Source organism: Mesorhizobium qingshengii, from assembly GCF_900103325.1.
Classification (GTDB): domain Bacteria; phylum Pseudomonadota; class Alphaproteobacteria; order Rhizobiales; family Rhizobiaceae; genus Mesorhizobium; species Mesorhizobium qingshengii.
Genome location: NZ_FMXM01000006.1, coordinates 164,363 through 190,963, shown reverse-complemented (window position 1 = coordinate 190,963; position 26,601 = coordinate 164,363). Strand labels below are relative to the sequence as shown.

General features: G+C 63.4%; 24 protein-coding genes. 6 read left to right on the top strand and 18 right to left on the bottom strand.

Annotation, left to right across the window (positions count from 1 at the left end):
* Nucleotides 1-128: 128 nt before the first annotated feature.
* Entirely contained in the window at nucleotides 129-1,352 is a 1,224-nt protein-coding gene (locus tag BLS48_RS12060; protein ID WP_091578067.1) for a lytic murein transglycosylase, read from the bottom strand.
* 211 nt (nucleotides 1,353-1,563) lie between these two features.
* Here BLS48_RS12060 and galU point away from each other — a divergent pair, with 211 nt between their 5' ends.
* The gene (gene galU / locus BLS48_RS12055; protein WP_091577852.1) at nucleotides 1,564-2,469 is read left to right on the top strand and encodes a UTP--glucose-1-phosphate uridylyltransferase GalU; all 906 of its coding nucleotides are present in this window, start codon (nucleotides 1,564-1,566) and stop codon (nucleotides 2,467-2,469) included.
* 71 nt (nucleotides 2,470-2,540) lie between these two features.
* Here galU and BLS48_RS12050 read toward each other — a convergent pair whose 3' ends face one another.
* Together BLS48_RS12050 and BLS48_RS35645 are read right to left on the bottom strand one after the other, a co-directional pair.
* Complete coding sequence (locus tag BLS48_RS12050; protein ID WP_167365059.1) at nucleotides 2,541-4,325, bottom strand: outer membrane beta-barrel protein; 1,785 nt, start codon at nucleotides 4,323-4,325, stop codon at nucleotides 2,541-2,543.
* A 96-nt stretch (nucleotides 4,326-4,421) separates the two neighbouring features.
* On the bottom strand, nucleotides 4,422-4,574 hold the full coding sequence (locus tag BLS48_RS35645) for a hypothetical protein (protein WP_167365058.1): 153 nt from the start codon (nucleotides 4,572-4,574) through the stop codon (nucleotides 4,422-4,424).
* Here BLS48_RS35645 and BLS48_RS12045 point away from each other — a divergent pair.
* Entirely contained in the window at nucleotides 4,573-5,574 is a 1,002-nt protein-coding gene (locus tag BLS48_RS12045; protein ID WP_091577849.1) for a KpsF/GutQ family sugar-phosphate isomerase, read from the top strand. The two genes, BLS48_RS35645 and BLS48_RS12045, sit on opposite strands and share 2 nt — an antisense overlap.
* Before the next feature lie 4 nt (nucleotides 5,575-5,578).
* Here BLS48_RS12045 and BLS48_RS12040 read toward each other — a convergent pair whose 3' ends face one another.
* The 14 genes from BLS48_RS12040 to BLS48_RS11980 all read right to left on the bottom strand — a co-directional run bounded on the left by BLS48_RS12040 (nucleotide 5,579) and on the right by BLS48_RS11980 (nucleotide 20,328).
* Nucleotides 5,579-6,043, bottom strand: coding sequence for an NfeD family protein (locus BLS48_RS12040; protein ID WP_091577848.1), 465 nt, complete (start codon nucleotides 6,041-6,043; stop codon nucleotides 5,579-5,581).
* 23 nt (nucleotides 6,044-6,066) lie between these two features.
* Nucleotides 6,067-7,017, bottom strand: a complete 951-nt coding sequence (locus BLS48_RS12035; protein WP_091577846.1) for an SPFH domain-containing protein — start codon at nucleotides 7,015-7,017, stop codon at nucleotides 6,067-6,069.
* Nucleotides 7,018-7,138: 121 nt separating this feature from the next.
* Entirely contained in the window at nucleotides 7,139-8,350 is a 1,212-nt protein-coding gene (locus tag BLS48_RS12030) for an NAD(P)/FAD-dependent oxidoreductase (protein ID WP_091577844.1), read from the bottom strand.
* Between the two features lie 132 nt (nucleotides 8,351-8,482).
* A complete protein-coding gene (gene hemH / locus BLS48_RS12025; protein ID WP_091577842.1) occupies nucleotides 8,483-9,547 on the bottom strand; it encodes a ferrochelatase in 1,065 nt (354 codons plus the stop codon).
* Between the two features lie 133 nt (nucleotides 9,548-9,680).
* Complete coding sequence (locus BLS48_RS12020; protein WP_091577841.1) at nucleotides 9,681-11,765, bottom strand: bifunctional metallophosphatase/5'-nucleotidase; 2,085 nt, start codon at nucleotides 11,763-11,765, stop codon at nucleotides 9,681-9,683.
* Between the two features lie 21 nt (nucleotides 11,766-11,786).
* Nucleotides 11,787-11,918 (bottom strand): hypothetical protein, encoded by a 132-nt coding sequence (locus BLS48_RS36560; RefSeq protein ID WP_280142525.1) that lies wholly within the window; start codon nucleotides 11,916-11,918, stop codon nucleotides 11,787-11,789.
* A 33-nt stretch (nucleotides 11,919-11,951) separates the two neighbouring features.
* Nucleotides 11,952-12,329, bottom strand: a complete 378-nt coding sequence (gene omp10 / locus BLS48_RS12015; protein ID WP_091577839.1) for an outer membrane lipoprotein Omp10 — start codon at nucleotides 12,327-12,329, stop codon at nucleotides 11,952-11,954.
* Nucleotides 12,330-12,515: 186 nt separating this feature from the next.
* The gene (locus tag BLS48_RS12010) at nucleotides 12,516-13,961 is read right to left on the bottom strand and encodes a homospermidine synthase (RefSeq protein WP_091577838.1); all 1,446 of its coding nucleotides are present in this window, start codon (nucleotides 13,959-13,961) and stop codon (nucleotides 12,516-12,518) included.
* A gap of 130 nt (nucleotides 13,962-14,091) precedes the next feature.
* On the bottom strand, nucleotides 14,092-15,030 hold the full coding sequence (locus tag BLS48_RS12005) for a heme-dependent oxidative N-demethylase family protein (RefSeq protein ID WP_091577836.1): 939 nt from the start codon (nucleotides 15,028-15,030) through the stop codon (nucleotides 14,092-14,094).
* Entirely contained in the window at nucleotides 15,027-15,314 is a 288-nt protein-coding gene (locus BLS48_RS12000) for a YciI family protein (RefSeq protein WP_091577835.1), read from the bottom strand. The genes BLS48_RS12005 and BLS48_RS12000 overlap by 4 nt, the downstream gene beginning before the upstream one ends.
* Nucleotides 15,315-15,340: 26 nt before the next feature.
* A complete protein-coding gene (locus BLS48_RS11995; RefSeq protein WP_091578066.1) occupies nucleotides 15,341-16,003 on the bottom strand; it encodes an aminotransferase class IV family protein in 663 nt (220 codons plus the stop codon).
* Complete coding sequence (locus BLS48_RS11990) at nucleotides 15,952-17,097, bottom strand: aminodeoxychorismate synthase component I (protein WP_091577833.1); 1,146 nt, start codon at nucleotides 17,095-17,097, stop codon at nucleotides 15,952-15,954. The genes BLS48_RS11995 and BLS48_RS11990 overlap by 52 nt, the downstream gene beginning before the upstream one ends.
* A 220-nt stretch (nucleotides 17,098-17,317) precedes the next feature.
* Nucleotides 17,318-18,112 (bottom strand): proton-conducting membrane transporter, encoded by a 795-nt coding sequence (locus tag BLS48_RS11985; RefSeq protein WP_091577831.1) that lies wholly within the window; start codon nucleotides 18,110-18,112, stop codon nucleotides 17,318-17,320.
* A gap of 377 nt (nucleotides 18,113-18,489) precedes the next feature.
* On the bottom strand, nucleotides 18,490-20,328 hold the full coding sequence (locus BLS48_RS11980) for a M3 family oligoendopeptidase (protein WP_167365057.1): 1,839 nt from the start codon (nucleotides 20,326-20,328) through the stop codon (nucleotides 18,490-18,492).
* A 156-nt stretch (nucleotides 20,329-20,484) separates the two neighbouring features.
* On the opposite strand from BLS48_RS11980, the gene BLS48_RS11975 reads away from it, so the two are divergent.
* From BLS48_RS11975 to BLS48_RS11965, 3 genes are all read left to right on the top strand, one after another.
* Nucleotides 20,485-22,026 (top strand): sigma-54-dependent transcriptional regulator, encoded by a 1,542-nt coding sequence (locus BLS48_RS11975; protein ID WP_091577830.1) that lies wholly within the window; start codon nucleotides 20,485-20,487, stop codon nucleotides 22,024-22,026.
* Nucleotides 22,027-22,475: 449 nt separating this feature from the next.
* The gene (locus tag BLS48_RS11970) at nucleotides 22,476-24,302 is read left to right on the top strand and encodes a peptidoglycan L,D-endopeptidase MepK (RefSeq protein ID WP_091577828.1); all 1,827 of its coding nucleotides are present in this window, start codon (nucleotides 22,476-22,478) and stop codon (nucleotides 24,300-24,302) included.
* A 176-nt stretch (nucleotides 24,303-24,478) separates the two neighbouring features.
* Complete coding sequence (locus tag BLS48_RS11965) at nucleotides 24,479-24,673, top strand: hypothetical protein (protein ID WP_091577827.1); 195 nt, start codon at nucleotides 24,479-24,481, stop codon at nucleotides 24,671-24,673.
* Nucleotides 24,674-24,745: 72 nt separating this feature from the next.
* Here the strand turns inward: BLS48_RS11965 and BLS48_RS11960 are convergent, their stop codons facing one another.
* Entirely contained in the window at nucleotides 24,746-25,384 is a 639-nt protein-coding gene (locus BLS48_RS11960; protein WP_091577825.1) for a 2-dehydro-3-deoxy-phosphogluconate aldolase, read from the bottom strand.
* Nucleotides 25,385-25,560: 176 nt separating this feature from the next.
* Here BLS48_RS11960 and trhO point away from each other — a divergent pair, with 176 nt between their 5' ends.
* The gene (gene trhO, locus BLS48_RS11955) at nucleotides 25,561-26,487 is read left to right on the top strand and encodes an oxygen-dependent tRNA uridine(34) hydroxylase TrhO (protein ID WP_091577824.1); all 927 of its coding nucleotides are present in this window, start codon (nucleotides 25,561-25,563) and stop codon (nucleotides 26,485-26,487) included.
* Nucleotides 26,488-26,601 lie beyond the last annotated feature (114 nt).

Here is a 26,601-nt window from a genome sequence, read left to right as displayed (position 1 = left end):
TCGTTTCCTCCATCCCTTGGCGCGCTTCTCTCGAAAAATCGTATCGACTTTCAGGAGAACCTTGCGCCAATCAGATTGCTACAGTGTCCTTTGCGCGTCCGAAAGGCCGCGCGGCACCGCGGGTGGCTCTATTTCTGCCGGAGCCACTTCAGCACTTCCATGCTCGGATAGCCGTCCTGGGTCAAGCCGGCCTTGGCCTGGAAGGCCATGATGGCGGTTTTCGAGCCATCGCCGATCTTGCCGTCGAACTTGCCGTCGTAAAGGCCGTGCTGGGAAAGCCGCTTCTGCAGCTCCTGCCTTTCCTCGAAAGTGAGCTTCGTAAAGGGCCGCTTCCAGTCCTGCACAAGACCGCTGGAACCGGCGATTTCGTCGGCGAGCAGACCGACGGCAAGCGCATATTTGTCGGCGTTGTTATAGGCCTTGATGACCGAGAAATTCTTGATCATCAGGAAGGCTGGTCCACCGCGGCCGTCCGGCACTTTCAGCGTCGCCTTGTCGGTGCCGTTCTTGAACGGCTTGCCGTTGGCCCTGACAACGCCGAGCGCCTGCCATTGCGCCAGCGTTTTCGATCCGGCGGGAAGTTTGCCTGCCGGCAGGGTGACTTCATAGCCCCAGGTCTTGCCGGCCTGCCAGCCATTCTTCTTCAAGAGGTTGGCGGCGGTCGCCAGCGCATCGGGGATCGAATTCCAGATGTCGCGCTTGCCATTGCCGTCCATGTCGACGGCATAGTGCTGATAGCTGGTCGGGATGAACTGGGTGTGGCCCATGGCGCCGGCCCAGGACCCGCTCAGATGGCTTTCGTCGATATCGCCGGTCTGCAGGATCTTCAGTGCGGCGATCAGCTGCGTGCGGGCGAATTTCGCGCGTTTCGGATCGGCATAAGCCAAAGTCGCCAGCGAGCGCACGACATTGCGCATGATGTCATCACGCTTGAGGATCTCGCCATAGTTCGATTCCATCGACCAGATGGCGAGCAGAATATAGCGGTCGACGCCGAACCTTGCCTCGATCCTGTCCAGCCATGGCTTCCACTTCTTGGCCATCTGCTGGCCGACGGCGACAGATTGGTCGTGGACGCGGTTGTCGAAATAGTCCCAGGCAGGTGCGGTGAATTCGGGTTGCGTGCGCGCTTTTTCCAGCACCACCGGGTCAATGTCCTTGATGTCCCTGAAGGCCTGGTCGTAAAGGGCGCCCGAAACACCGCTCTGCACGGCAGTAGCGCGGAACCCGGCGACCCATTGGCGGAAACCGGCATCGGCGAAGGCAGGCCCGGCAGGCATCAGCAGAGCGAGCGAGAGGCTGGCGGCCGTCATGACGCTGGTCAAACGTTTTGCGGCATTGCGAACGGACATGTTTTCCTCCTTCTCTGTCTCAGGAAAGACCATTCATCGCCGAACCGGGTTAGGAATTAGTTTACCATAGGTGTCGCCTGGAACGAAAAGACACCTCGATGCTTTAACCGGTGCAAGTTTCCCTTACCCGCCCCAGTAATCTTCAATTCCGGCGTGAAAATGTCGCGAGACAGGGATTGCGGAGCCGGCCAGCAAACGGATAATTGAAAGCATGAAGAGAGTTCGCAAGGCAGTTTTCCCGGTCGCCGGCCTCGGCACGCGGTTTCTCCCGGCCACCAAGGCTGTTCCCAAGGAAATGCTGACCGTCGTCGACAGGCCGGTCATCCAGTATGTCGTCGACGAGGCGCGCGAGGCGGGCATCGAGCATTTCATCTTCGTGACCGGCCGCAACAAGGCAGTCATAGAAGATCATTTCGATATCCAGTTCGAGCTCTATGACACGCTGGCACAGCGCGGCAAGGACGAGCAGCTTGCCCGCCTGCAGCGGCTGCAGCCGGCGCCGGGCCAAACCAGCTTTACCCGCCAGCAGGTGCCGATGGGCCTCGGCCATGCCGTCTGGTGCGCGCGAGAGCTGGTTGGCGACGAGCCCTTCGCGCTGTTGTTGCCCGACATGATCATGCAGTCGGAAAAGAGTTGTATGAAGTCTATGGTCGAGCTCTACGAGGAAACCGGCAACAACATCATTGCCGTGCAGGAGTGCGACCCGGCAGAGGCCCATAAATACGGCATCGTCGGACGCGGCGAGGATACGCATAACGGCTTCCGCATCACCGAGATGGTGGAGAAGCCGAAGACCGGCACAGCACCGTCCAACCTTTACATCAATGGGCGCTACATCCTGCAGCCCGAGATCTTCAAGATCCTCGAAGACCAGGAAAAAGGTGCTGGCAACGAGATCCAGCTCACCGACGCTATGCTGAAGCTGGAAAAGCAGCAGCCTTTCTATGGCTACCACTATCAGGGCCGCACCTTCGACTGCGGATCGCCGGAGGGTTTTGTCGAGGCCAATGTCGCCTTCGCGCTTTGGCGCAGCGACATGAACGAGAACATGGCTGGCGTCATCCGCACGCTGCTCAATGAGATAAAACCATCGGAGCGGCGCGGGGCCGCCTTCTAGCGCTAGTCAGGCAATGCCGGCCTGTGAACGGCCGGCTCGAAATCTCGACATACCATTGGTGCGCAAGCAGCTTAGCGCTGCACTTTCACGCCCAAGTAGATGCTGTTGGCGGTGTAGTCGCGGCCGGGCAGGTTGCTGGTCAGCTTTTCGGTTCTCACCCGGCTGGTGAGGCCGGCATAGCGGTTCAGCCACCAGGTCAGCCCGGCTTCGGCGCTCAAGGTCATGTCGTGGCCGTCGATGCCGATATAGTCGCGCCAGTCCAGGCCCAGAGCCGCATTTCCGGTGAGGTTGGCGCGAATCTGCCGTTCGCCCGTCAAGCGACCTGAATAGAGGATGTCGCCGCTTTGCCCGGCGGTGGTCGTGCCTTCGACGGTGGTCTTCCCGGTCAGGCCGATCGTGGTGCCGCGTTCCGGCGACCATTTGAGGTCGGCGTTCATGGTCGCGCCCGAGATCGCCTCCAGCCGGTCGTCGTCGATCGCTTCCCTCAGCCAGCCGGCCGAGAATTCGCCGGAAAGCTTCTCGCCCATGTCCAACTGCAGGCCGGCGCGCGCGCCGAGCCGTGTCGAGGAGCGTTCGAAGCCATCGGTGTCGAAGCGGAGATCATAGGTCCGGCGACCGACCTCGATCTCGGTGAAGGGGGTGATGGCGGGGGAGATTTCGTAGCCGGTCCGCAAGGTCGCTGTATAGAGCGTGGAGTCGCGATCCTTCTGCGACAACGAGGTGCCGTCCGAAAGCTTGGCGTCGCCATAGAAGTCGTGCTCGACCGCGCCGGTCAACGCATAGCGCATCTTGCCGACATCCTTCTCGATGCCGAGGCTGCCGTTCACGGTCTGCCGCAGCGGCTGTGAGGAGACACCGGCAATGGCGTCCGGCGACGAGGCCGATTCCGGTACGGCCTCGTAGCCGAGCTTGGCGATGGCGCGCAACTCATTGTCGAGGTCGACGTTGAGCTGGCCTTCAATGCGGCCCTGCGCATTATGAACCGGGTAACCCGATACGGTCTCACGGAAGAGGCCGTAGCCGTTGATCGTCGCCGAGTTCTCGCGCCAGTCCGAGGCGGCGGAAAAGCGCAGCGCCGTCTCGGACAGCAGCGCCGACTTGCCGGCATTGCTCGAATCGCCATTCGACGTGGCGGTGAGGCCCTGTTCGATCGTCGGCCGTATGACGAAGGAGCCCCACTTGATGCCCGTGGCGGCAAAGGGATCGTCCTCGACCTTCTTGTTCTGGCCTTCAATGGACGCGGTGCGTTCGGCGCCGGGGTCGAGCTTCTGCCTGTCGGCGCTGTCGACGGTGAGGGCACGGCGATTGGCCGCCTGATCCGTGTCGGTATTGTCAGCGTTGTCCGCCGCGGCCGCGATGGCGCCTGTCGTCGTGGTGGCGTCCGTGGCCGTGGTCGTCGACTTCTTCTTCGTCGATTTGTCAGCGGCCTTGGCCTTGTCCGCCGCCTTTTGCCTGGCAGTCGATGGGCGGCGAGGCTTCGACGGCGCCGCGGTGTCGGTGGACGTGTCGTCGGTGGCAGCCGGAGGATCGAAAACGCTGCCGGTCGCGGTCGCGTCGTTGGTGTTTGTCTCGTCAGGCACGGCGCCGGCGCTGGCCGGCAGGTAGGTTCGCGCCGGTGCGTTGTCCTGCGCCGCGTTGGCCGATGCCTGCTGGGCCTGCTTGGCAAGAGCCAGTTTTCTCGCCTTGCGCTGCTGATCGGACAGGATCGCCGATTCCGAGACCTCGCCGCGCAGTTCCGTTTCCTGGGCATGGAGGGGCGCCGGGCGCAGCAAGGCAAGCATGCTGGTCGCCAGCAACAAGGCGCAAGCCGCCTTGCCCTTTCGTCTTCCTGATTTTTCTGGCTGGGCCCCGGACATCGCCACCACTGCTTGCGCGGCGCACGCGCGCCATACTTACCGAACCGTAAATGGGGATGGTTAACGGAGGGTTGAGGCAGCGGCCCGCCGGCAGCCTCAGCCGCCGATTTCCAACGCGATGCGGCGAGCCTCAGGCGTTTTGTTTTCATGGGTGCCGTTATCCCAAACCACCGCACCGTCTTGGGCGATACGCATCGGCGGCATTTCCGTTGGACAGGCGGGCGGCAAAGCGCTAATCGCATCACCCATGCATGCGGGATCCCTCGATAAGAAGCCTTTGGACGGGCAAGCGTCGATCGCTTCGGCGCTGAGAACGGTGGCAACCGAACAGGCCGGTGTCGCGGCACTTGCCGAGGCGCTCGAGAACGGACTGGCCGGGCCTTTCGCCCAGGCCGTCGACATCGTGTCAAAAATCGAAGGCCGGGTCATCGTCACCGGCGTCGGCAAAAGCGGCCATATCGGCTCGAAGATCGCGGCGACGCTGGCTTCGACCGGCACGCCGGCTTTCTTTGTGCATCCTTCCGAAGCCAATCATGGCGATCTCGGCATGATTGCCAGGGACGACGCCATCATCGCCATGTCGTGGTCGGGCGAGAGCAAGGAACTCAACGGCATCGTCGCCTACTCCAGGCGTTTCTCCATTCCGCTGATTGCGATCACTGCCGGAGAGACGTCAGCCTTGGCGCGTGCGGCGGATGTGGTGCTGCTGTTGCCACGGGCCCAGGAAGCCTGTCCGCACGGCCTCGCGCCGACGACGTCGACACTGCTGCAACTGGTGATGGGCGACGCGCTGGCGATCGCCTTGCTCGAGGCGCGCGGCTTCACACCGGACCATTTCCGCACCTTTCACCCGGGCGGCCAGCTCGGCGCCAACCTGACGCAGATCCGCGAGATCATGCATGTCGGCGACAGGCTGCCGCTGGTGGTCTCGGGCACTGGCATGCAGGACGCGATCCTGGAACTGTCGCGCAAGGGGTTTGGCTGCGTGGCGATCACCGACGCTGACGGCGCGCTGGTCGGCATCATCACCGATGGTGACATAAGGCGTCACATTGGCAGCAACCTGCTGGCGATGACGGTGGATCAGGTGATGACAAGAGGGCCGAAGACGGCGGCACCGGACACGCTGGTGGCAACGGCGCTACAGACGATCAACAATTCGGCCATCACCAGCCTGATGGTGGTGGAGGGCAAGCAACCGGTCGGCCTGGTCCACCTGCACGATCTCTTGCGCATCGGCGCGGCCTGAAAGTTCAGACCGCCTCCACTGTCAGTTCCAGATCCGTGTCGGCCGCGGCCGTCACCCGCACCTGCGTGCCTGCCGGCAGGTCCGGGCCGGAGACACGCCACAGCGTATCGCCCAGCTTGATGCGGCCGCGCCCGTTGGCGATCGGCTCGGCAAGCGTCGCCGTCTTGCCAACCATCTGCGCGCCGCGCCTGTTGAGCAGCGGCTGATCGGTCGGTTCGTTGCGCCCGCCCACCAGTCTCTTGCCGACATAGGCCGAGACCAGCGACAGCGCCAGGAAGGCGAGGACCTGAACCTGCCAGGTCCAAAAGCCCGCATCCCAGAGCAACAGCGACACGGCGCCGATCAGAATTGCGGCGATGCCGATCCACAGCATGAAGATGCCCGGCGCGATGATTTCCATCACCAGCAGGACGAAGCCGAGAACCATCCAGTTCCACGGGCCGAGTTCGGAAATGACACGATCGATCATGGCGTTCTCCTATGTTGGAGACATCAGTTGTCGGTTGGGCGCACGACCGGCGGGCGCGCGGCCTGCCGTTGCGCACCGGTCGTGCCTTCGCTGCGGAAGACCTCCTTGGCGATCTCGCCGATGCCGCCGAGCGAACCGATCAGCGACGACGCCTCGAAGGGCATCAGCACGATCTTGCTGTTGGTGGCCGTGCCGATCTTGCCCAGCGCCTCGGTGTACTTCTGCGCGACGAAGTAATTCAGCGCCTGCACGTCGCCCTTGGAAATCGCTTCCGACACCACCTGCGTGGCACGGGCCTCCGCTTCGGCCGAGCGCTCGCGCGCCTCGGCGTCGCGGAAGGCTGCTTCCTTGCGGCCCTCGGCCTCGAGGATCTGCGACTGCTTGAGACCCTCGGCCGCGAGGATCTGCGCGCGCTTGTTGCGTTCCGCGGTCATCTGCCGGCCCATCGATTCGATCAGATTGGCCGGCGGGTTGATGTCCTTGATCTCGACGCGGGTGATCTTGATGCCCCACGGATGCGCGGCTTCGTCGACGACGCGCAGCAGCCGCTCGTTGATGGCGTCGCGGTTGGACAACAGCTCGTCGAGGTCCATCGAGCCCATGACGGTACGGATGTTGGTCATCGTCAGGTTGAGGATGGCGTTCTGCAAGCCGGCAACCTGGTAGGCGGCCTGTGCCGCATTGAGAATCTGGTAGAAGGCGATGCCGTCGACACCGACGATGGCGTTGTCGCGGGTGATGATCTCCTGGCTCGGAACGTCGAGCACCTGCTCCATCATGTTCATCTTGGCGCCGACGCGGTCGACGAAGGGCATGATGAGATTGAGGCCTGGGCTCAGTGTCTTGGTGTAACGGCCAAAACGTTCAACGGTATAGTTGTAGCCTTGCGGAATTGTCTTGATGCCCTTGAACAGCACCAGCACGACAAGCGCGACCAGAACAATGACCGCGATATCAAAACCACTGAAATCCATTTGGCTCTCCCTCAGACATCGGCCGCGCGAGCCATTCTCGCGCGGCCGACTTCACCAAAGACTTAAGTGTGTTTCAGGAACGTTACAATCAGGTGATGAGGGATTGTTTGTAGGCTTGCGATCAGCGGTTGAACGCAAACAGCCTTGCATCCGTGTCTTCCAGCCCGTTGATCGAGGCTGAGACAATCTCCGACGCGATTTGTGAAAAGGTGATGCCGTTGCCGCCGTAGCCCATGACGGCATGGATGCGGGGGTGCCTGGGAATGGCACCGATATAGGGCAGGCCGGTGGTGGTGGTGCCGAAAGAACCGGTCCAGGCGAATTCGGGCCTGACATCGAGATGCGGAAACAGCCGGCCAAGCTTCTCGGATATCCGCGCGCTCTTGTCGGCGATCAGTCGATCTCGCCGTGTCTCGTCGACAAAATCCTCGTCCTCGCCGCCGCAGATGACCCTGCCGTCGGCTGTCGCGCGCATATAGAGGTACGGGTCGGAAGCCTCCCAGATGAACGCCGCCTGGGACCAGATCTTTCGCGATTGCGAGCGCGTCGCCATCGCCCATGTCGAGATGATCTGGTGGGCCGCGGCCGGCACGACGTCGACCAGTTCGTAACCGGTGGCCAGGACAACATGCCGTACGGTGATGGTCTGGCCATCCCTGGTCGCGACGACCACCTCGTCGGCGCTGTCCTCGATCGTCGTCGCTTCGACGGGGGCGTAGAAGCGTGCCTTGCGCTCGAGTGCCTTGAGCAACAGACCGGCCGTCAGTTTGCGCGGGTCGAGCGCGATGTTGCCATGGCTGAGGATGGCACCGTCGCGCTCGATGCCGAATGTCTCGGCCAGCGGTGCCGGCGTGAGATAGGTCGCGGCGATGCCTGCTTGCCGACGCGCGTCGGCTTCATCACGCAGTTCCGATGGGCCGAGCATCGTGCCGGCTAGATAGAGTGACTGGGTGCGGCTCGGGCCGCAGTTGATGCCGAGTTCGGCAATGCGGGCGGCGAGGTTGGAAACGGCGAGCCGCGAGCGGCGCCAGGCCTGCTCCGCCGGGCCCTTGCCGATCATCTTCGAGAGCGTCGAAAGCGGCTGGTCGATTTCGAACTGCACCAGTGCTGTGGTCGCGGGCGTCGAGCCTTTCAGCGGGCCGCGGCGGTCGATACAGATTACCGAATGGCCGTCGGCCGTCAGCGCCTCGGCGATCATGGCGCCGCTGATGCCCATGCCGACGACCAGCACGTCGGTCTTCACGTCTCTTGTCAGACTATCCGTCGGCACAGCAGGCGCGCGATAGGCGGACCAGACGGGCCGGCCGGTTCTTAGGTCGAGTTTACGAGACATTGAATTCTCCGGAGGTGCGGCTCAACGCTCCGAAGCATGTGTGGTTCCGGTGTCAGAGCGGCGAGCCGCTCTAACTCTTTGTTTGAGGCAATTCCGGACGGAAAACCGTTTCACACTTTTCCTGGAATTGCCTTATGCCCAGCCGGACAATTCGCGCCGCACCATCGCCTCGATCACCGCCATGCCCTCGGCACTGTCGTTGAGGCAAGGGATGTGGGCGAAGTTCTTGCCGCCGGCATGGTGGAAGGTCTCGGCCGCCTCGCGGCCGATTTCGTCCAGCGTCTCGATGCAGTCGACCGAAAAGCCGGGATTGACGATGGCGATCGACTTCACGCCATCCTTGGCCAGTTTCTCCACCGTCTTGTCGGTATACGGTTGCAGCCATTCCTGTGCGCCGAAGCGCGACTGGAAGGTGATGATCAGCTTCTTCTCGCTCCAACCGAGCCGTTCGCGCAACAGCCGCGTCGTCTTCTGGCAGTGGCAATGGTAGGGATCGCCCTTCTCGAAATAGGGTTTTGGGATGCCGTGATAGGAGGCGATGACCACCTCCGGTTCGAAATCCAGCGTCGCCAGATGCCGTTCGATCGAACGGGCGAGCGCTTCGATATAGACGGGCTCGTCATGGTAAGGCGGCACGCTGCGGATGGCCGGCGCTGCCCGCATCTTCATCAAGGCACGAAAAAGCTGGTCATTGGCGGTGGCGGTGGTGGTCGCCGAGTATTGCGGATAGAGCGGGAACGACAGGATGCGGTCGCAGCCTTTTTCGACCAGTCCCTGGGCGACGCTCGCGGTCGAAGGATTGCCATAGCGCATCGCCCAGTCGACGACGACATTGGGCAGGTCGGCGAGCGCCCCGGCCAGCTTTTCGCCCTGGGCACGGGTGTAGGTGCGCAGCGGCGACTCGTTCCTCTCCTGGTTCCAGATCCGGGCATAGTTGGCACCGGACTTCTTCGGTCGCGCGGTGAGCACCAGGCCATAGAGGATCGGATACCAGATCGCCCTGTTCAGTTCGATGACGCGCGGGTCGGACAGGAATTCCCGGAGATAACGCCACATCGACTTGAAATCGGTGCCGTCGGGCGTGCCGAGATTGATCAGCATGACGCCGATCTTGCCAGCCTTGACCGGCGGATGTCCGGCCGGCAACGGGCCGACGGCCTTGGCGGCTTTGGGATCGACAGGGGTGGAAAGCGTCATAAGGGTTCTCCAGGAGACGCGAACCTAATCATCTCGCGCGCGCTTTCAATACCGCGTCTGGCCGCACCCCGGGCTCAAGACAGAAAACCCGCCCGAATTCCCGGGCGGGTTTCCGTTGAAAGGGGCGAAGCGACTACTTCGCCGGGATGGTCAGCGTCGCGCCAAGCTTAAGCTGGTGGGGCCTTTGGCCCTTGTTGGCCTCATAAATCTGTTTCCACTTCGTCGCGTCGCCATAGGCCTTCTTGGCCAGATCCCAATAGGTGTCGCCGGCGACGATGACATGGCTGCTTTCGGCAGGAGCGGCCTCGGCCGGCTTTGCCGGCTCGGCAGCGGGCGCCGGGGTCGCTGGCGCAGGTGCCGTCTCGGCTGGTTTGGCCGGTTCGGCGGGCGCCGGCGTCGACGGTGCGGTTTCGGCCGGTACGGTCGGCGGCGTGGCGGCGATATCGCCCGAATTGGCCGGCAGCGCGGGCATCGCCGGTTCGGCGGGTGCCGGCGCGGCTTCAGCTGGCTTTGCCGGTTCTGCAGCCGGAGCTGCTGGAGCCGCCTCCGCAGGTTTGGCGGGCTCGGCCGGCTTTACTGGTTCGGCGGCAGGCGCTGCCGCGACGGTCGCGGCGATCTCGGTGATGCGGCCGTCGAGCTTCGGCGTATACGGCCGGTGTGCGCCGAGATAGTCGGCGACGACCTGTTCGAGGCCCGGACCGTAGTCATAGGCGTTCTTGGCCTTGTCGGCGAAGACCTTGTAGCCGTCGCCGCCCTGGCGGACATAATTGTTGGTGGCGACGAGATAGTCCTTGTCCGGATTGATCGGCGTCCAGACGCCGCCCTCCATGACTTCCACCGACTTGACGCGGCCGGCATTGGGGGCGACCGACTTGTCGAAGGAGTATTTCAGGCCGGCGACCTGCGGGAAACGGCCGGCGCCGTCCTCGATCTGGCTGAGACCGCTTTCGAGCCCCGCCACCAGGTCCTTGCCGGAAATCTGGAAGGTTGCCAGCGTGTTCTGGAACGGCAGCACGGTCAGCACCTCGCCCATGGTCACGGTGCCCTTGTCGATCGAGGCGCGCAGGCCGCCGCCATTGGAGATGACGATCTCGACGCCCTGTCCCTTGACGCGGTCGAGGATGGCGTCGGAGACGAGGTTGCCCATCGCGCATTCACGGGTGCGGCAGCTCTCGCGGCTGCCGTCAATGACGTCGGTGGTCTCGGCCACTTCCTTGTTCTTCAGCGCCTCGATCGGCGCGCCAAGTTCCTTGATGCGGGCGAGCACGGCAGGGTCAGGCGTGATCGACTTGTCGAGATAGATCGGGTCGCCGCTCGCCGATTTGACGACGCCGTTGTCGTCGAACACCACCTTGAACTCGCCGAGATATTTCGAATACGAGGCCGCCTGCACCACCGGCACCTTGTAGCCGTCCGGATTGTCGACCATCGTCGGGTAGGGGCCTTCAGCCTTCGGGTCGGTGTTCGACAGCAGCGAATGGCTGTGGCCGCCGACGACGACGTCGATGCCCGGAATCTTGGCGATGACATCGCGCTCGCGCCTGTAGCCGATATGGGTGACCGCGATGATCTTGTTGACGCCCTGTGCCTTCAGCTTCTCGACCTCGGCGGTGATCGACTTGACGTCGTCCTCAATGGTGATGTTGGGGCCGGGCGAGGCGAGTTCCGGCGTGTCGTTGGTGACGGCGCCGACGATGCCGATCTTCTGGCCACCGACCTCGATGACGATCGACGGCTTGACGCGGTCGCCGAGCTTGGACTGCGCGTTGGCCTTCACATTGGCGCCGAGCACCGGAAACTTGATCATGTCGAGGAACGGCGCCAGCGCCGTTTCGCCGTCATCGAACTCATGGTTGCCGAGTTCCATGGCGTCGAACTTCATCTCGTTGAGGAACTCGCCTTCGACCTTGCCCTTGTAGGTCGTATAGAACAGCGAGCCCTGGAAATTGTCGCCGGCGCTGAGCAGCAGCACGTTCTGGCCTTCCAGCTTCTTGCGCTCGTGGGCGATCGCGGTGATCAGCCGGCCCGCGCCGCCGATGCATTCGCCCTTGGTCTCCTCCTCGGCCGAGCAGGTCGACTCGTATTTGTTGTTGCCTTCGATGCGGCTGTGCCAGTCGTTGATGTGCAGGATGTTCAGCGTGTAGTCGGCAAAGGATGCGCCAGCCGACAGGCCGAGCGCGGAGGCGGAAAGGGCGGCAATGGCGGCAAGTTTCTTCATCTTCGTCTCCCGGAAAGCTGATCAGAGGCGTTTAACGCTCTTGCTAGACTGGAACATGACAGTCGGCGTTTTGGCCATGTTCCCATCGCGTTCCGGATGACGCAAGCGGAAATCCGGGTGCGCTTTGCCGGCATAAAAAAGGACGGCGGCCATTGGCCGCCGTCCTGCAGGAATGGGTGCGCTGGTTCAGGTGCGCCGTGTCAGCACGAAATTCTGGCCTGAGGCGCTGGTGCAGTTGAGCTGGCTTGTCGAAACCATAAGGCAGTTGAAGCTGACCGGCGTCTGGCGGATCAGCGAGGTGCCGTTGATCTGCACCGAAGTGGCACCGGTCATCGTGTAGCTGCCGTCGGCAAGCTTCTGGCCTGTGTCGGTGGCGACTGTCGTAAAGGTACCGCCGGCGAAGGTCGAAAGGCCGGTGCCCTTGGCATCGATCCATGAGCCTTCGACGCCTTTCGGCGAGGCCGCCATCGGCGGCTGATCAGGGCCGCTGGTGGCGCAAGCGGCAAGCATCGTCGCAAGGGCGCCAGCCATGCTCATCGAAAGAACTTTACGCGCAATGGTCATATGAAAATCCTCTCTCTCGCATCGGCCCGAAAACCGGAATCGATTTTCGGAAAGCACGATGCGTGCATCCAAGTTTCGAGAGCGCACTTTGTGCGTCCAAATGGACGCAGGTCGATCTCGTCCGCATCCCTTCAATCGCCCGATTTCCGGGCGATTGCAAGGCAGGGAGATATGCTCCGCAGGGTGCTATCGAACGAGGATGTTGCGGAATTGCCACGGGTCGTTCCGGTCGAGGTCTTCCGGGAACAGGCCGGGGCGGTTATCGAGCGGCGTCCAGTCGGTGTAGTGGCCCTCGACCGGCCCGAGATACTGGGACTGCACTTCCAGGCAGCGCCTGTAGTCCATCTCGTCGGCTTCGACGATGCCGGCCTGCGGGTTTTCCAATGCCCAGACCATGCCGGCGAGAACCGCCGAGGTGACCTGCAGGCCGGTGGCGTTCTGATAGGGGGCCAGCTTGCGCGCCTCGGCGAGCGAGAGATGCGAGCCGTACCAGTAGGCGTTCCTGTCGTGGCCGTAGAGCAGCACGCCGAGTTCGTCGACGCCGTCGACCAGTTCATTCTCGTCGAGCACATGGTGTACCGGCTGAGACTTGCCGGCGGCGCCGAACATCTCGTGCAGCGACAGCACCGCGTCGTTGCAGGGATGGTAGGCATAGTGACAGGTCGGGCGGTAATGCACCTTGCCCTTCTTGCCGCGCACGGTGAAGAAATCGGCGATCGAGATCGCCTCGTTGTGCGTGACCAGGAAGCCGTATTGCGGGCCGGGCGTCGGGCACCATGAGCGCACCCGCGTGTTGGCGCCGGGCTGCTCCAGATAGATCGCGGCCTTGGAGCCATTCTTGTGCTTCTTGGCGTTCTTCGGCATCCACTTCTCATGCGTGCCCCAGCCGAGCTCGGCGGGCTGCAGGCCTTCGGAGATGAAGCCCTCGACCGACCATGTGTTCCAGAACACATTCATCGGCTTCGGCTTCTTGGCGCGCTGGGTGTCGCGCTCGGCGATGTGGATGCCCTTGACGCCGGCCTTCTTCATCAGCTTGGCCCAGCCCTCGCGATCTTCCTGTGCGGGTTCGGAAAACTCGAGGCCAAGATCGGTGGCGAGGTTGACCAGCGCCTGCTTGACGAACCACGAGACCATGCCGGGGTTGGCGCCGCAGGTGGAGACCGCCGTCGCGCCGCCGGGCTTGTCGTGCTTTTCCTTGATCAGCGCCTCGCGCAGCGCATAGTTGGTGCGGCTGGCATTGTCGGCATTGGCATCGAAGTAGAAACCAAGCCATGGCTCGACGACGGTGTCGATGTAGAGCACACCGAGCTTGCGGCAGAGCCGCATCAGATCCACCGAGCCGGTATCGACCGACAGGTTGATGCAAAAGCCCTGGCCGCCACCGTTGGTCAGAAGTGGCGTCAAGAGCTTCTTGTAGTTCTTCTCGGTCACGGCTTCCTGAACGAAGGCGATGCCGCGCTCGTCGAGCAGCTTGCGGTCGGTGTCGCGCGGGTCGATGACCGTCATGCGCGACTTGTCGAACTTGAAATGGCGTTCGATCAGCGGCAGCGTTCCCCGGCCGATCGAACCAAAGCCGACCATCACGACAGGGCCGGTGATCTCACCGTAAACGGGCCAGTTTTCAGTCGCCATTTTATCGAACACTCCTTCAAAACTTAGGAAACCGTGGAAAACACGCGCAAAAACTGGGCATTTTTGCCCGGCGGCCATGCGCTACATCACAGATCATTGTCACAAACCAGCGAAAAGCGCCAACCAGCGGCTACGCGTCATTGGCCATGTGGTTAAGGACGACGACCAGCCGGTCGCGATCTGATGTCAGGCCCTTGTAGTCGAGCTGGGCGAGATCGAGGGCTTCGAGCTGGGCGGCGAAAGACATCGCGAGCTTCCCCCGATCCGGATGCCGCGCCAGCACCGCCAGGGGATCGAGGTGGATGCGGATGGTGAACAGGATGTCGCGCGATACCGGCAGCTTCCTCAGCGTCTGCCGCTCGACGCGGATGAAGGCATGCGCGTCGATGTCGCCATCCGGAAACCGCGACGGGCGGTTGGTGGCGCGGTCGATGCGCTGCAGGTCGGAGAGCGGATGATAGAGTGCGTCGCCCGACTGGATCGACCAGTTGTAGCGCTCGACGGCCTGGCCCTGGAGGCCGTCGAACATGCGGTTGATCAGCTCGGCGGGCCTTGTGCCCGGACCGAAACCCGGCACCGGCGCATGGATATCCTGCAGCGGCCGGCCGAATTTCTCGACCAGCGACCAGGACGAGGGAAAGCACAGCGAGCCGGCGACAAGCCGCCAGCCATTGTCGTCGCGGCGCATCAGTATCAGATCTTCCTGGATGAGCAGCGAGGCCGCGACAAGCGGGGCGCCATCGAGACCGGAAGGAGCTGTGAGACGGCTCGCCGCGCCCACTGCCTCGACGCCCAAACCGGTCCTCCGATAGGTGTCGGGAAACTTCTCCAGCAAATGCGTGCCGAGCAGGTCGAGCACTTCCTGCTGGGCGTCTCGCGTGTCGTCCTCCTCGACGAAAACCCGCTCGGGGATTTCGGCATAGAGCCGGCGCTTCTCGGCGAGATATGGCAGCAGATGGTCGTCGACCTCGATCCAGTCCGCCGGATCGAGCGGCTTCAGCCCGATGGTGAAGAGTTTCGACGAGCCGTCATAGGGCGTATGGGTGGGCAGGACCTTGGCCAAGCTCATGCTTCCCTGAAAGTGTCGAGCCCGGCCGCGGTCATCCTCGCCACGAATTCGGTGACATCGTAATCGGCCGCGCCTGCCTTGGCGAAAGGGTCGGCGGTCAACCTGGCGTCAAGCACGTCGCGAGAGCCGCGCGCGATGATGATGCCGCCGGTCCGCGGTTTCTTCGGCCCGGAGGCGACGAAGATACCTTCCGCATAGCAGGCCTTCAGCCATTCGACATGCGCCGCCTGCAAGCGGTCGATCTCGGTCAGCGGCACCTTGTAGTTCAGCGAAACGATGAACATGGCATTCTCTCGGATAAGTTTGGCTCTCAGGCGAGTCTCGCAGGGATCAGTCCGCGCAGCGAGTTGCCAACGAACAGCGCCTTGGCGGATTGCAGATCAGCCAAGCTGTATATCGCCTCGTGTGCGCGGCCTTCATCCAGAAGCTCCGCGCGCAATACACCAGGCAGCAGGCCGCAGTCGAGCCGGGGCGTCGCCAGCATGCCGTCGCCAAGATCGGCGAAGACGTTGGTGATGGTGCCTTCGCAGATTTCGCCGCGCTCATTGGCCAGCAGCACCTCGTCGGCCTGGGTGATGAGATATTCGGCGCGGGCGTGGCTGTAGACCTGCCGCCGGCTGGTCTTGTGACGCAGCAGCATGTCGTGCGAATCGAGCCTTGTCCGCGCCAGCCGCAGCACCCAGACCTTGTTGGCGGCGAGGGGTTCATAGGGCTGCGCGGAGGCGGACACCTCGCCGTCGCGCGACAGGACGAGGCGCGTGCGCAATGCAATGCCGGACCGGTTTACCGCGCTGCTCAGGGCCTCGCCGACCTTGCCCGGATCATGGCGGAAGCCCAGTTCCGCCGCCGACCCGTAGAGACGCGCCAGATGGCGCTCGAACCGCAGAAAGCCCGAGCCGGGTTCCCACCGCATGGTCTCGATCAGGTCGAAATTGGCGGCGTTCCCGTCGCGAAGCGCGCTTTCAAGAGACACTCCTGATACTCCTCCTGCGCCGTCGAATCGAAGACGATGCCGCCACCGACATTGTAGACTGCCTCGCCGCCGGAAAAGAGCGAGATGGTGCGGATCGCCACGGAAAAGCGCATCGTGCCGCCGGGCGCGATCCAGCCGATGGCACCGCAATAGACGTCGCGCGGCGTTGCCTCCAGGTCGTGCAGGATCTCCATGGCGCGAATCTTTGGCGCACCGGTGATCGAACCGCAAGGAAACAGCGCCGCGAAGATCTGGCGGATGGTGAGGCCGGGCAGTAGTCTTGCCCTGACGTCGCTCACCATCTGGTGGACGGTCGGATAGGTCTCGATGCGGAACAGCGCCGGCACCTCCAGCGTGCCGACCTCGCTAATCAGCGATATATCGTTGCGCAGGAGATCGACGATCATCCGGTTTTCGGCCTGGTTCTTCTCGTCGTTGCGCAGGAAGATCTTCTGCCGTTCGTCCTGCGCCTTGGTCGCGCCACGCGGCGCCGTGCCTTTCATCGGATGCGTCTCGATCATGCCTTTGGCGTCGATCTCGAAGAACAGCTCCGGCGAACGCGACAGCACGATGGGCTCGCCGAGCGCGACCAGCGCGCCATACTTGACCGGCTGGCGTTCGGTCAGCGCGTCGAAGGCGGCCAGCGGGTCGCCCGACCATTGCGCATGCACCGGGAAGGTCAGGTTGCCCTGGTAGCAATCGCCTTGCCTGATGTGCCGGTGCAGCCGCGCGAAGCGCTTTTCGTAGTCCTCGAACGACCAGGTTGCGCGAGCATCGAAGATCGGGCCGTTGGTCGCCGCGGCATTGCGGGGCGGCACCGCCTGTTCGACAGGCGCATCGAAGACACCCAGGCAGACAAGAGGGGTGCGGCGTCCGTCCGGCAGCAGGGGAACGAGCTTTGGTTCGAGCAGGTAGCCCGCCTCGTAGGAAAAATAGCCGGCCAGCCATTTGCCGGCATCGTGCGCGGCCTGGGCCGCCGCCAGCGCCGGTCCGAAATCCTTTGCCTCATGCGCCACGATGATTTCGGCCGGCCGGTCGAAAACGAGCTCGCGCGCGCTTTCGTCGTTGCGGAAAATTGCGGCGGGCAGGGACATGGGACTCGGATGCTGCGGTCTATGAAGCCATCGACCGCTCTATATGGGGGGCCGCTCACGCGCAATCGAGGGAACGGCAGCCTCTCCCTCAAAGCCGACCTTTGGGCCGACCTTTTGGGCCGACCTTCGGGAAGGCTTCTGAGCCGACCTCGCGGCCAAAAGCAAACCGGCGGCGCCCTGGTTGCGCCGCCGGTTGCAATCGTTGGAGCTTGCCAACCGCTCAGGTGTTGCTGGCGGTTCCCGCCGTCGGAAACTGCTTGGCGAATTCCTTCTCGTTGCCGGCGGCGAGCAGCTTGGCCTGCTCGATCCAGCGTTCGCGCGCGATGCGGCCGTCGAAGTTCATGACATCCTCGATCCGTTTGATGTCGGCGGCGGTCCAGGCTGCGATCTGGGCGAAGCTGGTGACACCCTGCGCCTTGAGCAGCTTCTCGTTGGCCGGGCCAATGCCGATCAACCGGCGTAGATTATCGGGCTTTCCGGATGCTGGCTTGGCTGTCGCCGGCGCCGCTTTCTTGGCGGCCGCCGCCTTTGGCGCGGCCGAACTCTTGGCTGCCGAGGCCGTGGCGGCCGGCTTGCTCGCCACGGATTTGGCTGGCGCCGTTACCTTGGCCGCGGGTTTCGCCGCGGCTGGCTTTGGCGCCGCCGATTTTGCAGGGGCGACCTTCGCGGCGGCCGGCTTGGCGGGTGCAGGCTTTGCGGGAGCGGATTTGGCTGGCGCTGGTGTCGACATCAAAGCCGCGGGCGCCTGGCTGGCCGGCTTTGCCGCGCTGGTCCCGGCAGCGGGCGTTGCCTGCGCTTCGCGCAGCCGGCGCTCGAGGTCGGCGCGGGTCTTGCCGCATGCATCCAGTTCGCCGGTCAGGCGGTCGCTGTCGGCGCGCAGCCTGTCGCGTTCGCTGCGTGTGCGGTCGAGGTCGCCGCGCACGCTGTCGAGCTCACCACGCAGACGCCCCCAGATGAACCAGCCAACCAACAAACCCACAAGGAACGCCAGGAGCATGTAGAAAAAAGTGCCCATTGTCTCTTTCTCCAGTCAGGTCCGTCTGCCGTGGCATGAGGCCATGACTTTCGGCTAAGGACTACTCGATGGTGGTTCCGCGGGTTCGCAGAACAGCCGGCTTCGGTCGAGCTGTCGGCGATGGCTTTGCTTGCCCATGGCCAACGGCCGTTGTCGCGTTCGCCTGAGCGCCACGTCCGGCTGAGACTTCTCCTCGCCGATCCGCATGGGCTCCGGCTGAGCTTGGAGCGAAGCTACCATAGAGCTTGTGGAAAGCTATCGGAAAACTTCCGTGGAGAGTACTTCAAGAACGGATATTTAGGCCAAGAATAGAGCCGTTCCCCATATGCATTCCGGCTAAACTGCTTTGCGAACAGATGAGATCTACGAGATGCGTTTCATGCGTCGAGCGCTTCGAGTTCGTCGATCAGGCCGCTGATCACGCCCAAGCCGATTTGCCAGAAGGCGGGATCGGTGGCGTCGAGGCCGAAGGGGGCCAGAAGCTCGGAATGATGCTTGGTGCCGCCGGCGCGCAGCATCTCGAAATACTTGTCCTGGAAGCCGCGCTCGGCGTTCTGGTAGACCGCGTAGAGCGAGTTCACCAGGCAGTCGCCGAAAGCATAGGCATAGACGTAGAAGGGCGAATGGATGAAGTGCGGGATGTAGGTCCAGAACACCTCGTAGCCTTCGCGCAGCTTGATCGCCGGCCCGAGACTTTCAGCCTGCACCTCCAGCCAGAACTGGCCCAGCCTGTCGGAGGTCAGTTCGCCATTCTTGCGCTCGGCATGCACCTTGCGCTCGAATTCGTAGAAGGCGATCTGACGCACGACCGTGTTGATCATGTCCTCGACCTTCTGGGCGAGCATGGCCTTGCGCTCGCGCCTGTCGGAGGTCTGGTCGAGCAGCGAGCGGAAGGTCAGCATCTCGCCGAAGACCGACGCCGTTTCGGCCAGCGTCAGCGGCGTCGAGGCCATCAGCGCGCCCTGGCCGCCGGCCAGCACCTGATGCACGCCATGGCCAAGCTCGTGCGCCAGCGTCATCACATCGCGCGGCTTGCCCATGTAGTTGAGCAGGACATAGGGATGCGCCGACGGCACGGTCGGATGCGCGAAGGCGCCGGGCGACTTGCCCGGCCGCACCGGCGCGTCGATCCAGTTGCGGTCGAAGAAGGTTCGCGCGATCTCGGCCATGTCGGGCGAAAAACGTTGATAGGCGGAAAGCACGGTGTTCCTGGCCTCGTCCCAGCCGATGATCGCCTGCGGCGTATCCGGCAACGGCGCGTTGCGGTCCCAGTGGTTCATCACCTCCATACCCAGCCAGCGTGCCTTCATCGCGTAGTAGCGGTGCGACAGGCGCGGATACGCCTCGCGCACCGCGGTGTCGAGCGCATCGACCACGCCGCGCTCGACACGGTTGGCGAGATGACGTGAATCGGCGATGTCCTCGAAGCCGCGCCAGCGGTCGGATATTTCCTTGTCCTTGGCCAAGGTGTTGGTGATCAGCGTGAAGGTGCGCAGGCTCTTGCGGAAGGTCGCGGCCAGCGCCTCGGAGGCCCGCCGGCGCACCTCGCCATCGGCATCCTGCAGGCGGTTGAGCGCCGGTTCCAACGTCAGCTCCTCGCCATCGATGTCGAAACGAAGGTCGGTCATCGTCTCGTCGAACAGGCGGTTCCAGGCACCGCGCCCGGTGATCGATTTCTCGTGGAAGAGCTGTTCGACGCGATCCTCGAGCTGGTAGGGCTTGTCCTTGCGCAGATCGAGCACCCATGGCCGGTAGTGGCCGAACGCGGGATCGGCGGCCAGCGCGCCTTCGATCGCCGCGTCGTCGATCAGGTTGAGTTCGAGCGTGAAGAAGAGAAGATGGGCGCTGGCGTCGGTCATCTTCTCCTGGATGTCGCCATAGAGCTTGGCGCGCTGCGGATCGGCGGTGTTCCCGGCGTAGATCAATCCCGCATAGGAGACGATGCGGCCGATCAGTTCCTCCAGCGCCTCGTAGGCGACAAGCGCCTCGCCCAGCCTGCCGGCGCTGCCGCGCCCGGCCTCGGCGGCCAGCGTGCCCTTCCAGCGGCTCTCGAAGCTGATCGCGTCAGTGGCGGCCTTGGCGATGTCGCGCTTCAGTTCCGGCGCCTCCATGCCGGCATAGAGATCGGCAAGGTTCCACTCCGGCAGGTCGCCAAGCTCTGCCGCGCCCTGACTGGACGTTGGCGCCGCAAGCTGACGACCAGAAACCATGCGCATTGCCAACACCTTCCGTGACCAAGGTTCAAGGAGAAACGTGAAGCCGGTCAAATCCTAAGGAATTCGTTCACCGGGTTTTTTGAAACCTTATTTAGAACCCTGTGCCAAGATGGTCCACAGGGCAGAATTCCTCGGGCGGGCATAGTCGTACTAGTCATGACAGGTTCCATACTCATAGTCGATGACGATCCCGTGCAGCGCCGGCTGCTGGAGGCCGCCGTGACGCGGTTCGGCCATACGGCAATCGTCGTCGACGGCGGCGCGGCCGCGCTCGATGTCCTTGATGGGCCCGGCGCCCGCGACGTCTCGGTGGTCATCCTCGATCTGGTCATGCCCGGTCTCGACGGCATCGGCGTGCTGAAGGCGATGCGCGAGCGCGACATAAATGTCCCAACGATCGTGCAGACCGCCCAGGGCGGCATCGAGACCGTGGTCTCGGCGATGCGCCACGGCGCTTTCGATTTCGTCGTCAAGCCAGCGTCTCCCGACAGGCTGCAGGCGTCGATCGGCAATGCGCTCAAGGTCGAGGCCGTCGAGGGCGAGGTCAAACGCACGTCGCGCCGTCGCGGCGGCCTTCTGACCTTCAAGGACATGATCACCCACGGCCCGGCCATGGACAGGGTGATCCGCCTTGGCCAGAAGGCGGCGGCATCCAACATACCGATCTTGATCGAGGGCGAGTCGGGCGTCGGCAAGGAACTGGTGGCGCGCGCCATCCAGGGCAGCGGCGACCGCCGCTCGAAACCCTTCGTCACCGTCAATTGCGGCGCCATTCCCGACAATCTGGTCGAATCGATCCTGTTCGGTCACGAGAAGGGCTCGTTCACTGGCGCCACCGACAAGCACACCGGCAAGTTCGTCGAGGCGCATTCGGGCACGCTGTTCCTCGACGAGATCGGCGACCTGCCGCTCGACGTGCAGGTCAAGCTCCTGCGCGCCGTGCAGGATGGCGAGGTCGATCCGGTCGGCGGCCGCTCGACAGTCAGGGTCGACATCAGGCTGATTTCGGCGACGCACCGCAACCTGCTGCAACAGGTCAAGGACGGCAAGTTCCGCGAGGACCTGTTCTACCGGCTGAACGTCTACCCGATCTTCGTGCCGCCGCTGCGCGACCGTCGCGACGACATTCCCTATCTGGTCGCGCATTTCATGCAGAAGGTGGCGCCGGCCGACCCGCGTCATCGGCTGCAAGGCATCTCGGCCGCGGCGCTCGCCGTGCTGCAGGCCTATGACTGGCCCGGAAACATCCGGCAACTCGAAAATGCCGTCTTCCGGGCCTCGGTGCTTTGCGAAGGCGATGTGCTGACCACCGAGGATTTCCCGCAGATCCGGGCGCAGGTGGAAGGCACTGTCAATCTCGATGCCGATGGCGTCAGGCCGCCACTATCCTTGCCCCTGGACATCCAGCAGCGCGACGAGCAAGCTTTACCGGGCGAGGCCACCTCGATGACAGAGCTTGATCCGCCGGCCAGGCTTCAGTCCCGCTTCGGCACGTTGCGGGCGCTCGACGATCGCGGCAATGTGCGTGCGCTGGCCGACGTCGAACTCGAGATGATCAAGCTCGCCATCGATCACTACAACGGCCAGATGAGCGAAGTCGCCCGCCGCCTCGGCATCGGCCGCTCGACGCTTTACCGCAAGCTCAAGGAATACGGCATCGACCCGGAGACCGGCCGCGTCGAACGGCTCGCTTCCTAGCCAGATTCCTTTCAGATCGAATCTGGATTCCTGTCTGCTAGTTTGTGCGTGACCTTGTCCGAAAACCCGGACCGTGCCTCTCACGCAAGGCCGGGACCAGCTTGTAGTGCCAGAATAGGCCCGGTATCGGGTTTTGGCGGAAATGCGGCAGGCCTACGGACAGGCCTGTTCACGCATTAAGGCTAACGGTAACAGATCGTGTTTCGTGCGAGGGCGGAAATATGATCTAAACCAGCGGTTTACCAAGAAACTCTGTGAACAATTTTTGACGGGATATCGCCATGGTGTTACCGCATTTCGGCTTCAATAAGCGATGATTAACCATTAGGATCGATATTCGGATGTGAAAACGACACATCCGTTTGGGCAAATCCGGGGACAAACGGCAGCCTGCAAGGCCTTTTGATTTGAACAGAATCGAACGACACACAGACGGGCGGCACCATCACGTGAGCGTCTGGCCGAAGTGGCTGGCAGCGTTGATTGTCGCATTTGGTTTTGTTGCCGCGGCCGCCACGGGCGCCAGCGCCGACACACGTTCGCTGAAGCTTTACCACCTCCACACGCATGAGAAGGCCGAGATCGTCTACAAGCGCAATGGCCGCTACGATCCGGAGGGCCTGAGGAAGATCAACATCATTCTGCGCGACTGGCGTCGCAATGAGCCGACCAAGATGGATCCGCGCCTGCTGGACCTGGTCTGGGAAGCCTATCGGGAAAGCGGCTCCTCGGACTACATCCAGGTTGTATGCGGCTATCGCTCGCCGTCGACGAACTCGATGCTGCGCAGCCGCAGCAAGGGTGTCGCCGAAAAGAGCCAGCATATGCTCGGCAAGGCGATGGACTTCTACATTCCCGGCGTGCCGCTGAAGAAGCTGCGCAACATCGGTCTCAGGATGCAGGGCGGCGGCGTCGGCTACTACCCGACATCCGGTTCGCCGTTCGTCCATATGGATGTCGGCAACGTGCGCCACTGGCCCGGCATCAGCCGCCAGGAACTGGTCAGCCTGTTCCCCAATGGCAAGACGCTGCATGTGCCGAGCGACGGCAGGCCTCTGCCCGGCTACGAGCAGGCGCTTGCCTCCTACAAGGCGCGCAGGGGTTCTGGCGCTCCGGCCATCGAGATGGCCAGCGCCGGTGGCAGTGGCAAGAAGTCGGGTGGATTCCTGTCGGCTTTCTTTGGCGGCGGCGACGACGAGGCTGACGATAGCGCCGATGTCGAGACCGCTTCGGCTGCGCCTCCGCCCAAGGCTAGAAACGTGAAGCCGGCCGCGGCAGCCAAGACCAGCAACCTGCCGGGCATCGCCATCGTTGCGCCTGAGAACGCGCAGCGGGCCGAAATTCCGCAGGTCGCCGAAGAGCAGGTTCAGGAGCCGGAAAAGGATACGCCGGAGACGATTATCGCGGCGCTGCCTGCCCGCGAGATTCCGCTGCCCGATTTCGCGCCGCGGCCGAAGGCCGATATTGGCGCTCAGCAGCCTGAGACCGTGCCGTTCGGCACGGCGGATGCGACGGCCACCACCGAACAGGCCGTGGCGACCGCGCAGGCGCCGGCCAGCGTTCCTTTCGGCACGGCCGATGCATCGGCTTCCGCCGATCCGGCACAGGTTGCCGTCAACAACATACCGTTGCCGACATGGCGTCCCGAGCGCACGCTGCCGGCAGCCTTGGCTCCGCCGCCCAGCAAGGATGTGCTGATGGCGCTGGCCAATACGGCTGAGCAAGGCAAGACCGCGACCGACGCGTTCTCTGTGCTGCCGTCGGCACGGCCCGAGACGACCAAGCCGGATGCGGTAAAGGCAGTGCTCGACGAGGCCAACGCCCAGGTCGGCGAGGCAGCTGACGACTACCAGGTCGCTTCCTTGTCCGAGCCGCGTTCTGCCTTCAACGATCCATCGGGCGCCGATGCGGCATCGCCGCGCGAGGCAGTCGCTGCCCGCCCGGCCGGCTCCGACCCGGTCGCCGCGATCGGCGCAGGCGTGAAGACGACGCGCAAGGAATCGAGGCCCACCGCCCGCGACCTGAAACCCGGCCCCAAGGCCATGGTGGTTGCCGCCGCGCCGCAGGCTGCTCGCTGGGCGCTGACCAGTGGCGACAATGTCGCCACCGTTTCGAGCGCGACGACGGCGCCGGGCTATGCCTACAACATCGTGCATACGCCGCCGAGCGAGGTTTACACTGCCGGCTTCCAGCCGGGCAACCAGGTGGCCGATGCCAACCGCTTCACCGGCAATGCCGTCAAGTTCCTGTCGGTCGCCCGCTTCCAGACCAAGTAACGGACCAAGCAATCAACAGAGCCGCGCCGGGCAACCTGCGCGGCTTTTTGTTGCGCGGCCGGGCGCGGTCGCACCGCCCCTGTAAGTCCGATCACGACAGTCTGACATTGCAGTGATCGTGGAACGGCTCGCCAATTCAACGGTTTCTCCCAAGTTCATTCAAACCCGGGATATCCATGAAGAGCATTCTGTTGGCATCGGTCATTGCGTTGGCAACCGCTTTGGCGGCCATCGCTCCAACGCAGGCCGCTACCATGATCGTCAAGACCACCGACCACATGCATGGGATGAAAAAGCACTGCCGAACCAAGGTGGTCATGCATTGGCGGCATCACCACAAGGTGGTCGAGAAGGTCATGGCCTGCAATTAAGCGGCCTGAGGGCGATCCAGCAAAGCCCGGTCGACGCAGCTCGGCCGGGCTTTCATGCCGTAAGGAAAGGTCTTACTTCGCGAGCTTGCTCGCCGCGCACGCCAGGGCTTCGATCTCGTCCCACTTGCCCGCCTTGACCAAGTCGTCGGGCGCCACCCAGGAGCCGCCGACGCAGACGACATTGGGCAGGCTGAGATAATCGGCCGCGTTCTTGCCGGTGATGCCGCCTGTTGGGCAGAATTTCACATCGGCGAGCGGCGAAGCGAAGGCCTTCAGCGAGGCGATACCGCCCGACTGCTCGGCCGGAAAGAACTTGAGAAAGCGCAAGCCCGCCTCGCGCGCGGCCATAATCTCGCCGGGCGTGATGGCGCCGGGCAACAGCGGAACCTCGCTGTCGGCGGCCGCGGCCAGAAGCTCGCGGGTGATGCCCGGGCTGACGATGAAGCGCGAGCCCGCGGCGGCGGCCTCGTCGAACTGGCGGGCATCGAGAATGGTGCCGGCGCCGACGATGGCTTCCTTGACCTCGGCTGCCACCCGACGGATCGCTTCCAGCGCATCGGCGGTTCTGAGCGTGATCTCGATTGCCGGCAGCCCGCCGCGTGCCAGAGCGCGCGCCAGCGGTACGGCGTCAGCGACATTGGTGATCTTCAGCACCGGAATGACCGGTTGGCCGTTGAGGAGCGACAGGAGCTTTTCGGTCTTGCTGGGCACTTCGTCTCTCCGTGATCTGGACAATTCAACCGATTAGCAGAAGGTCGTTTTCCTGTCCACGAAACCAGCCGTGTCGCGATGTCACGCAGTCGGGATCAGTCAGCTCTTCTCCCCATGGAGGAAGATCTCCGGCTCTGCCTTGAATCGGCTTGCATGAGCGTTTAGTGGCTTCGGCAATGACTTCGTCCACGCCTCAACCTTTTCGCGTCGCCGCGCTCTACCGGTTTGCCCGGCTCGACGCCTTCGAGCAATTGCGCGCGCCGCTCGCGGCCTTCTGCTGCGGGCGCGGCATCAAGGGCACCTTACTGCTGGCACGTGAGGGCATCAACGGCACCGTTGCCGGCAGCGAGGCCGACATCGCCGCCCTGATCGCGCATCTCGAAGCCCTCGAAGGACTGGCCGGCCTCGAGGTCAAGTACAGCGTGGCTGCGGAAATGCCGTTCCACCGCATGAAGGTGCGGTTGAAGCGCGAGATCGTCACCATGGGTGTCGGGGATATCGACCCGACGACAAACGCCGGCACTTATGTCGCGCCGGCCGACTGGAACGCGCTGATTTCCGAGCCCGACACGATCGTCATCGACACCCGCAACGCCTACGAAGTGTCGATCGGAACCTTCAAGGGGGCGGTCGATCCGGCAACGGCAAGCTTTCGCGAGTTTCCGGCCTGGGTTGAAGCGCACCGGGCAGAGCTCGAAGGCCGCAAGGTCGCGATGTTCTGCACCGGAGGCATACGCTGCGAGAAGGCGACCGCCTATGTCAGGTCGCTCGGCTTCGAGGACGTGTTTCACCTCAAGGGCGGCATCCTCAAATACCTCGAGGATGTTCCGCCCGAACAGAGCCTGTGGCAAGGCGAGTGCTTCGTCTTCGACGAGCGGGTTTCGGTGTCGCACGGCCTCGCCGAGGGCGAGGCCGAACTGTGTCGCGCCTGTCGCCATCCACTGACGCCGAGCGAACGGCTGTCGCCTGAATTTGCCGCTGGCGTTTCGTGTCCGCATTGCTTCGATGCCCGTTCGGACGAGGACCGCCGGCGCTATGCCGAGCGCCAGCGTCAGGTCGAACTGGCGCACGCGCGGGGCAGGGGCCCGCATATCGGATCTTAGGCCCGTGCTGGTTTCGACGGCTGCGGCAAAGCGACGGTTTGTCATTGTAATGCAAAGATTCGGGCCCTACCTCTTCGACGTTCGAAACCTGCCCGTTCGGCCGGGCAAATCCTG

Bases quoted from the DNA above. Each gene is read 5' to 3' on its own strand.
- BLS48_RS11990 (WP_091577833.1), bottom strand. From the start codon at position 17,097: ATGTCCCTGCCCGCCGCAATTTTCCGCAACGACGAAAGCGCGCGCGAG.
- BLS48_RS12030 (WP_091577844.1), bottom strand. From the start codon at position 8,350: ATGTCTCGTAAACTCGACCTAAGAACCGGCCGGCCCGTCTGGTCCGCC.
- BLS48_RS11980 (WP_167365057.1), bottom strand. From the start codon at position 20,328: ATGCGCATGGTTTCTGGTCGTCAGCTTGCGGCGCCAACGTCCAGTCAG.
- BLS48_RS36560 (WP_280142525.1), bottom strand. From the start codon at position 11,918: ATGGCCGCCGTCCTTTTTTATGCCGGCAAAGCGCACCCGGATTTCCGC.
- BLS48_RS35645 (WP_167365058.1), bottom strand. From the start codon at position 4,574: ATGGGTGATGCGATTAGCGCTTTGCCGCCCGCCTGTCCAACGGAAATG.
- BLS48_RS12060 (WP_091578067.1), bottom strand. From the start codon at position 1,352: ATGTCCGTTCGCAATGCCGCAAAACGTTTGACCAGCGTCATGACGGCC.
- BLS48_RS12040 (WP_091577848.1), bottom strand. From the start codon at position 6,043: ATGATCGATCGTGTCATTTCCGAACTCGGCCCGTGGAACTGGATGGTT.
- hemH (WP_091577842.1), bottom strand. From the start codon at position 9,547: ATGACGCTTTCCACCCCTGTCGATCCCAAAGCCGCCAAGGCCGTCGGC.
- BLS48_RS12010 (WP_091577838.1), bottom strand. From the start codon at position 13,961: ATGGCGACTGAAAACTGGCCCGTTTACGGTGAGATCACCGGCCCTGTC.
- BLS48_RS11975 (WP_091577830.1), top strand. From the start codon at position 20,485: ATGACAGGTTCCATACTCATAGTCGATGACGATCCCGTGCAGCGCCGG.
- BLS48_RS12050 (WP_167365059.1), bottom strand. From the start codon at position 4,325: ATGTCCGGGGCCCAGCCAGAAAAATCAGGAAGACGAAAGGGCAAGGCG.
- trhO (WP_091577824.1), top strand. From the start codon at position 25,561: ATGACTTCGTCCACGCCTCAACCTTTTCGCGTCGCCGCGCTCTACCGG.
- BLS48_RS12045 (WP_091577849.1), top strand. From the start codon at position 4,573: ATGCATGCGGGATCCCTCGATAAGAAGCCTTTGGACGGGCAAGCGTCG.
- BLS48_RS12005 (WP_091577836.1), bottom strand. From the start codon at position 15,030: ATGAGCTTGGCCAAGGTCCTGCCCACCCATACGCCCTATGACGGCTCG.
- BLS48_RS12000 (WP_091577835.1), bottom strand. From the start codon at position 15,314: ATGTTCATCGTTTCGCTGAACTACAAGGTGCCGCTGACCGAGATCGAC.
- BLS48_RS11985 (WP_091577831.1), bottom strand. From the start codon at position 18,112: ATGGGCACTTTTTTCTACATGCTCCTGGCGTTCCTTGTGGGTTTGTTG.
- BLS48_RS12035 (WP_091577846.1), bottom strand. From the start codon at position 7,017: ATGGATTTCAGTGGTTTTGATATCGCGGTCATTGTTCTGGTCGCGCTT.
- BLS48_RS11965 (WP_091577827.1), top strand. From the start codon at position 24,479: ATGAAGAGCATTCTGTTGGCATCGGTCATTGCGTTGGCAACCGCTTTG.
- BLS48_RS12020 (WP_091577841.1), bottom strand. From the start codon at position 11,765: ATGAAGAAACTTGCCGCCATTGCCGCCCTTTCCGCCTCCGCGCTCGGC.
- galU (WP_091577852.1), top strand. From the start codon at position 1,564: ATGAAGAGAGTTCGCAAGGCAGTTTTCCCGGTCGCCGGCCTCGGCACG.
- omp10 (WP_091577839.1), bottom strand. From the start codon at position 12,329: ATGACCATTGCGCGTAAAGTTCTTTCGATGAGCATGGCTGGCGCCCTT.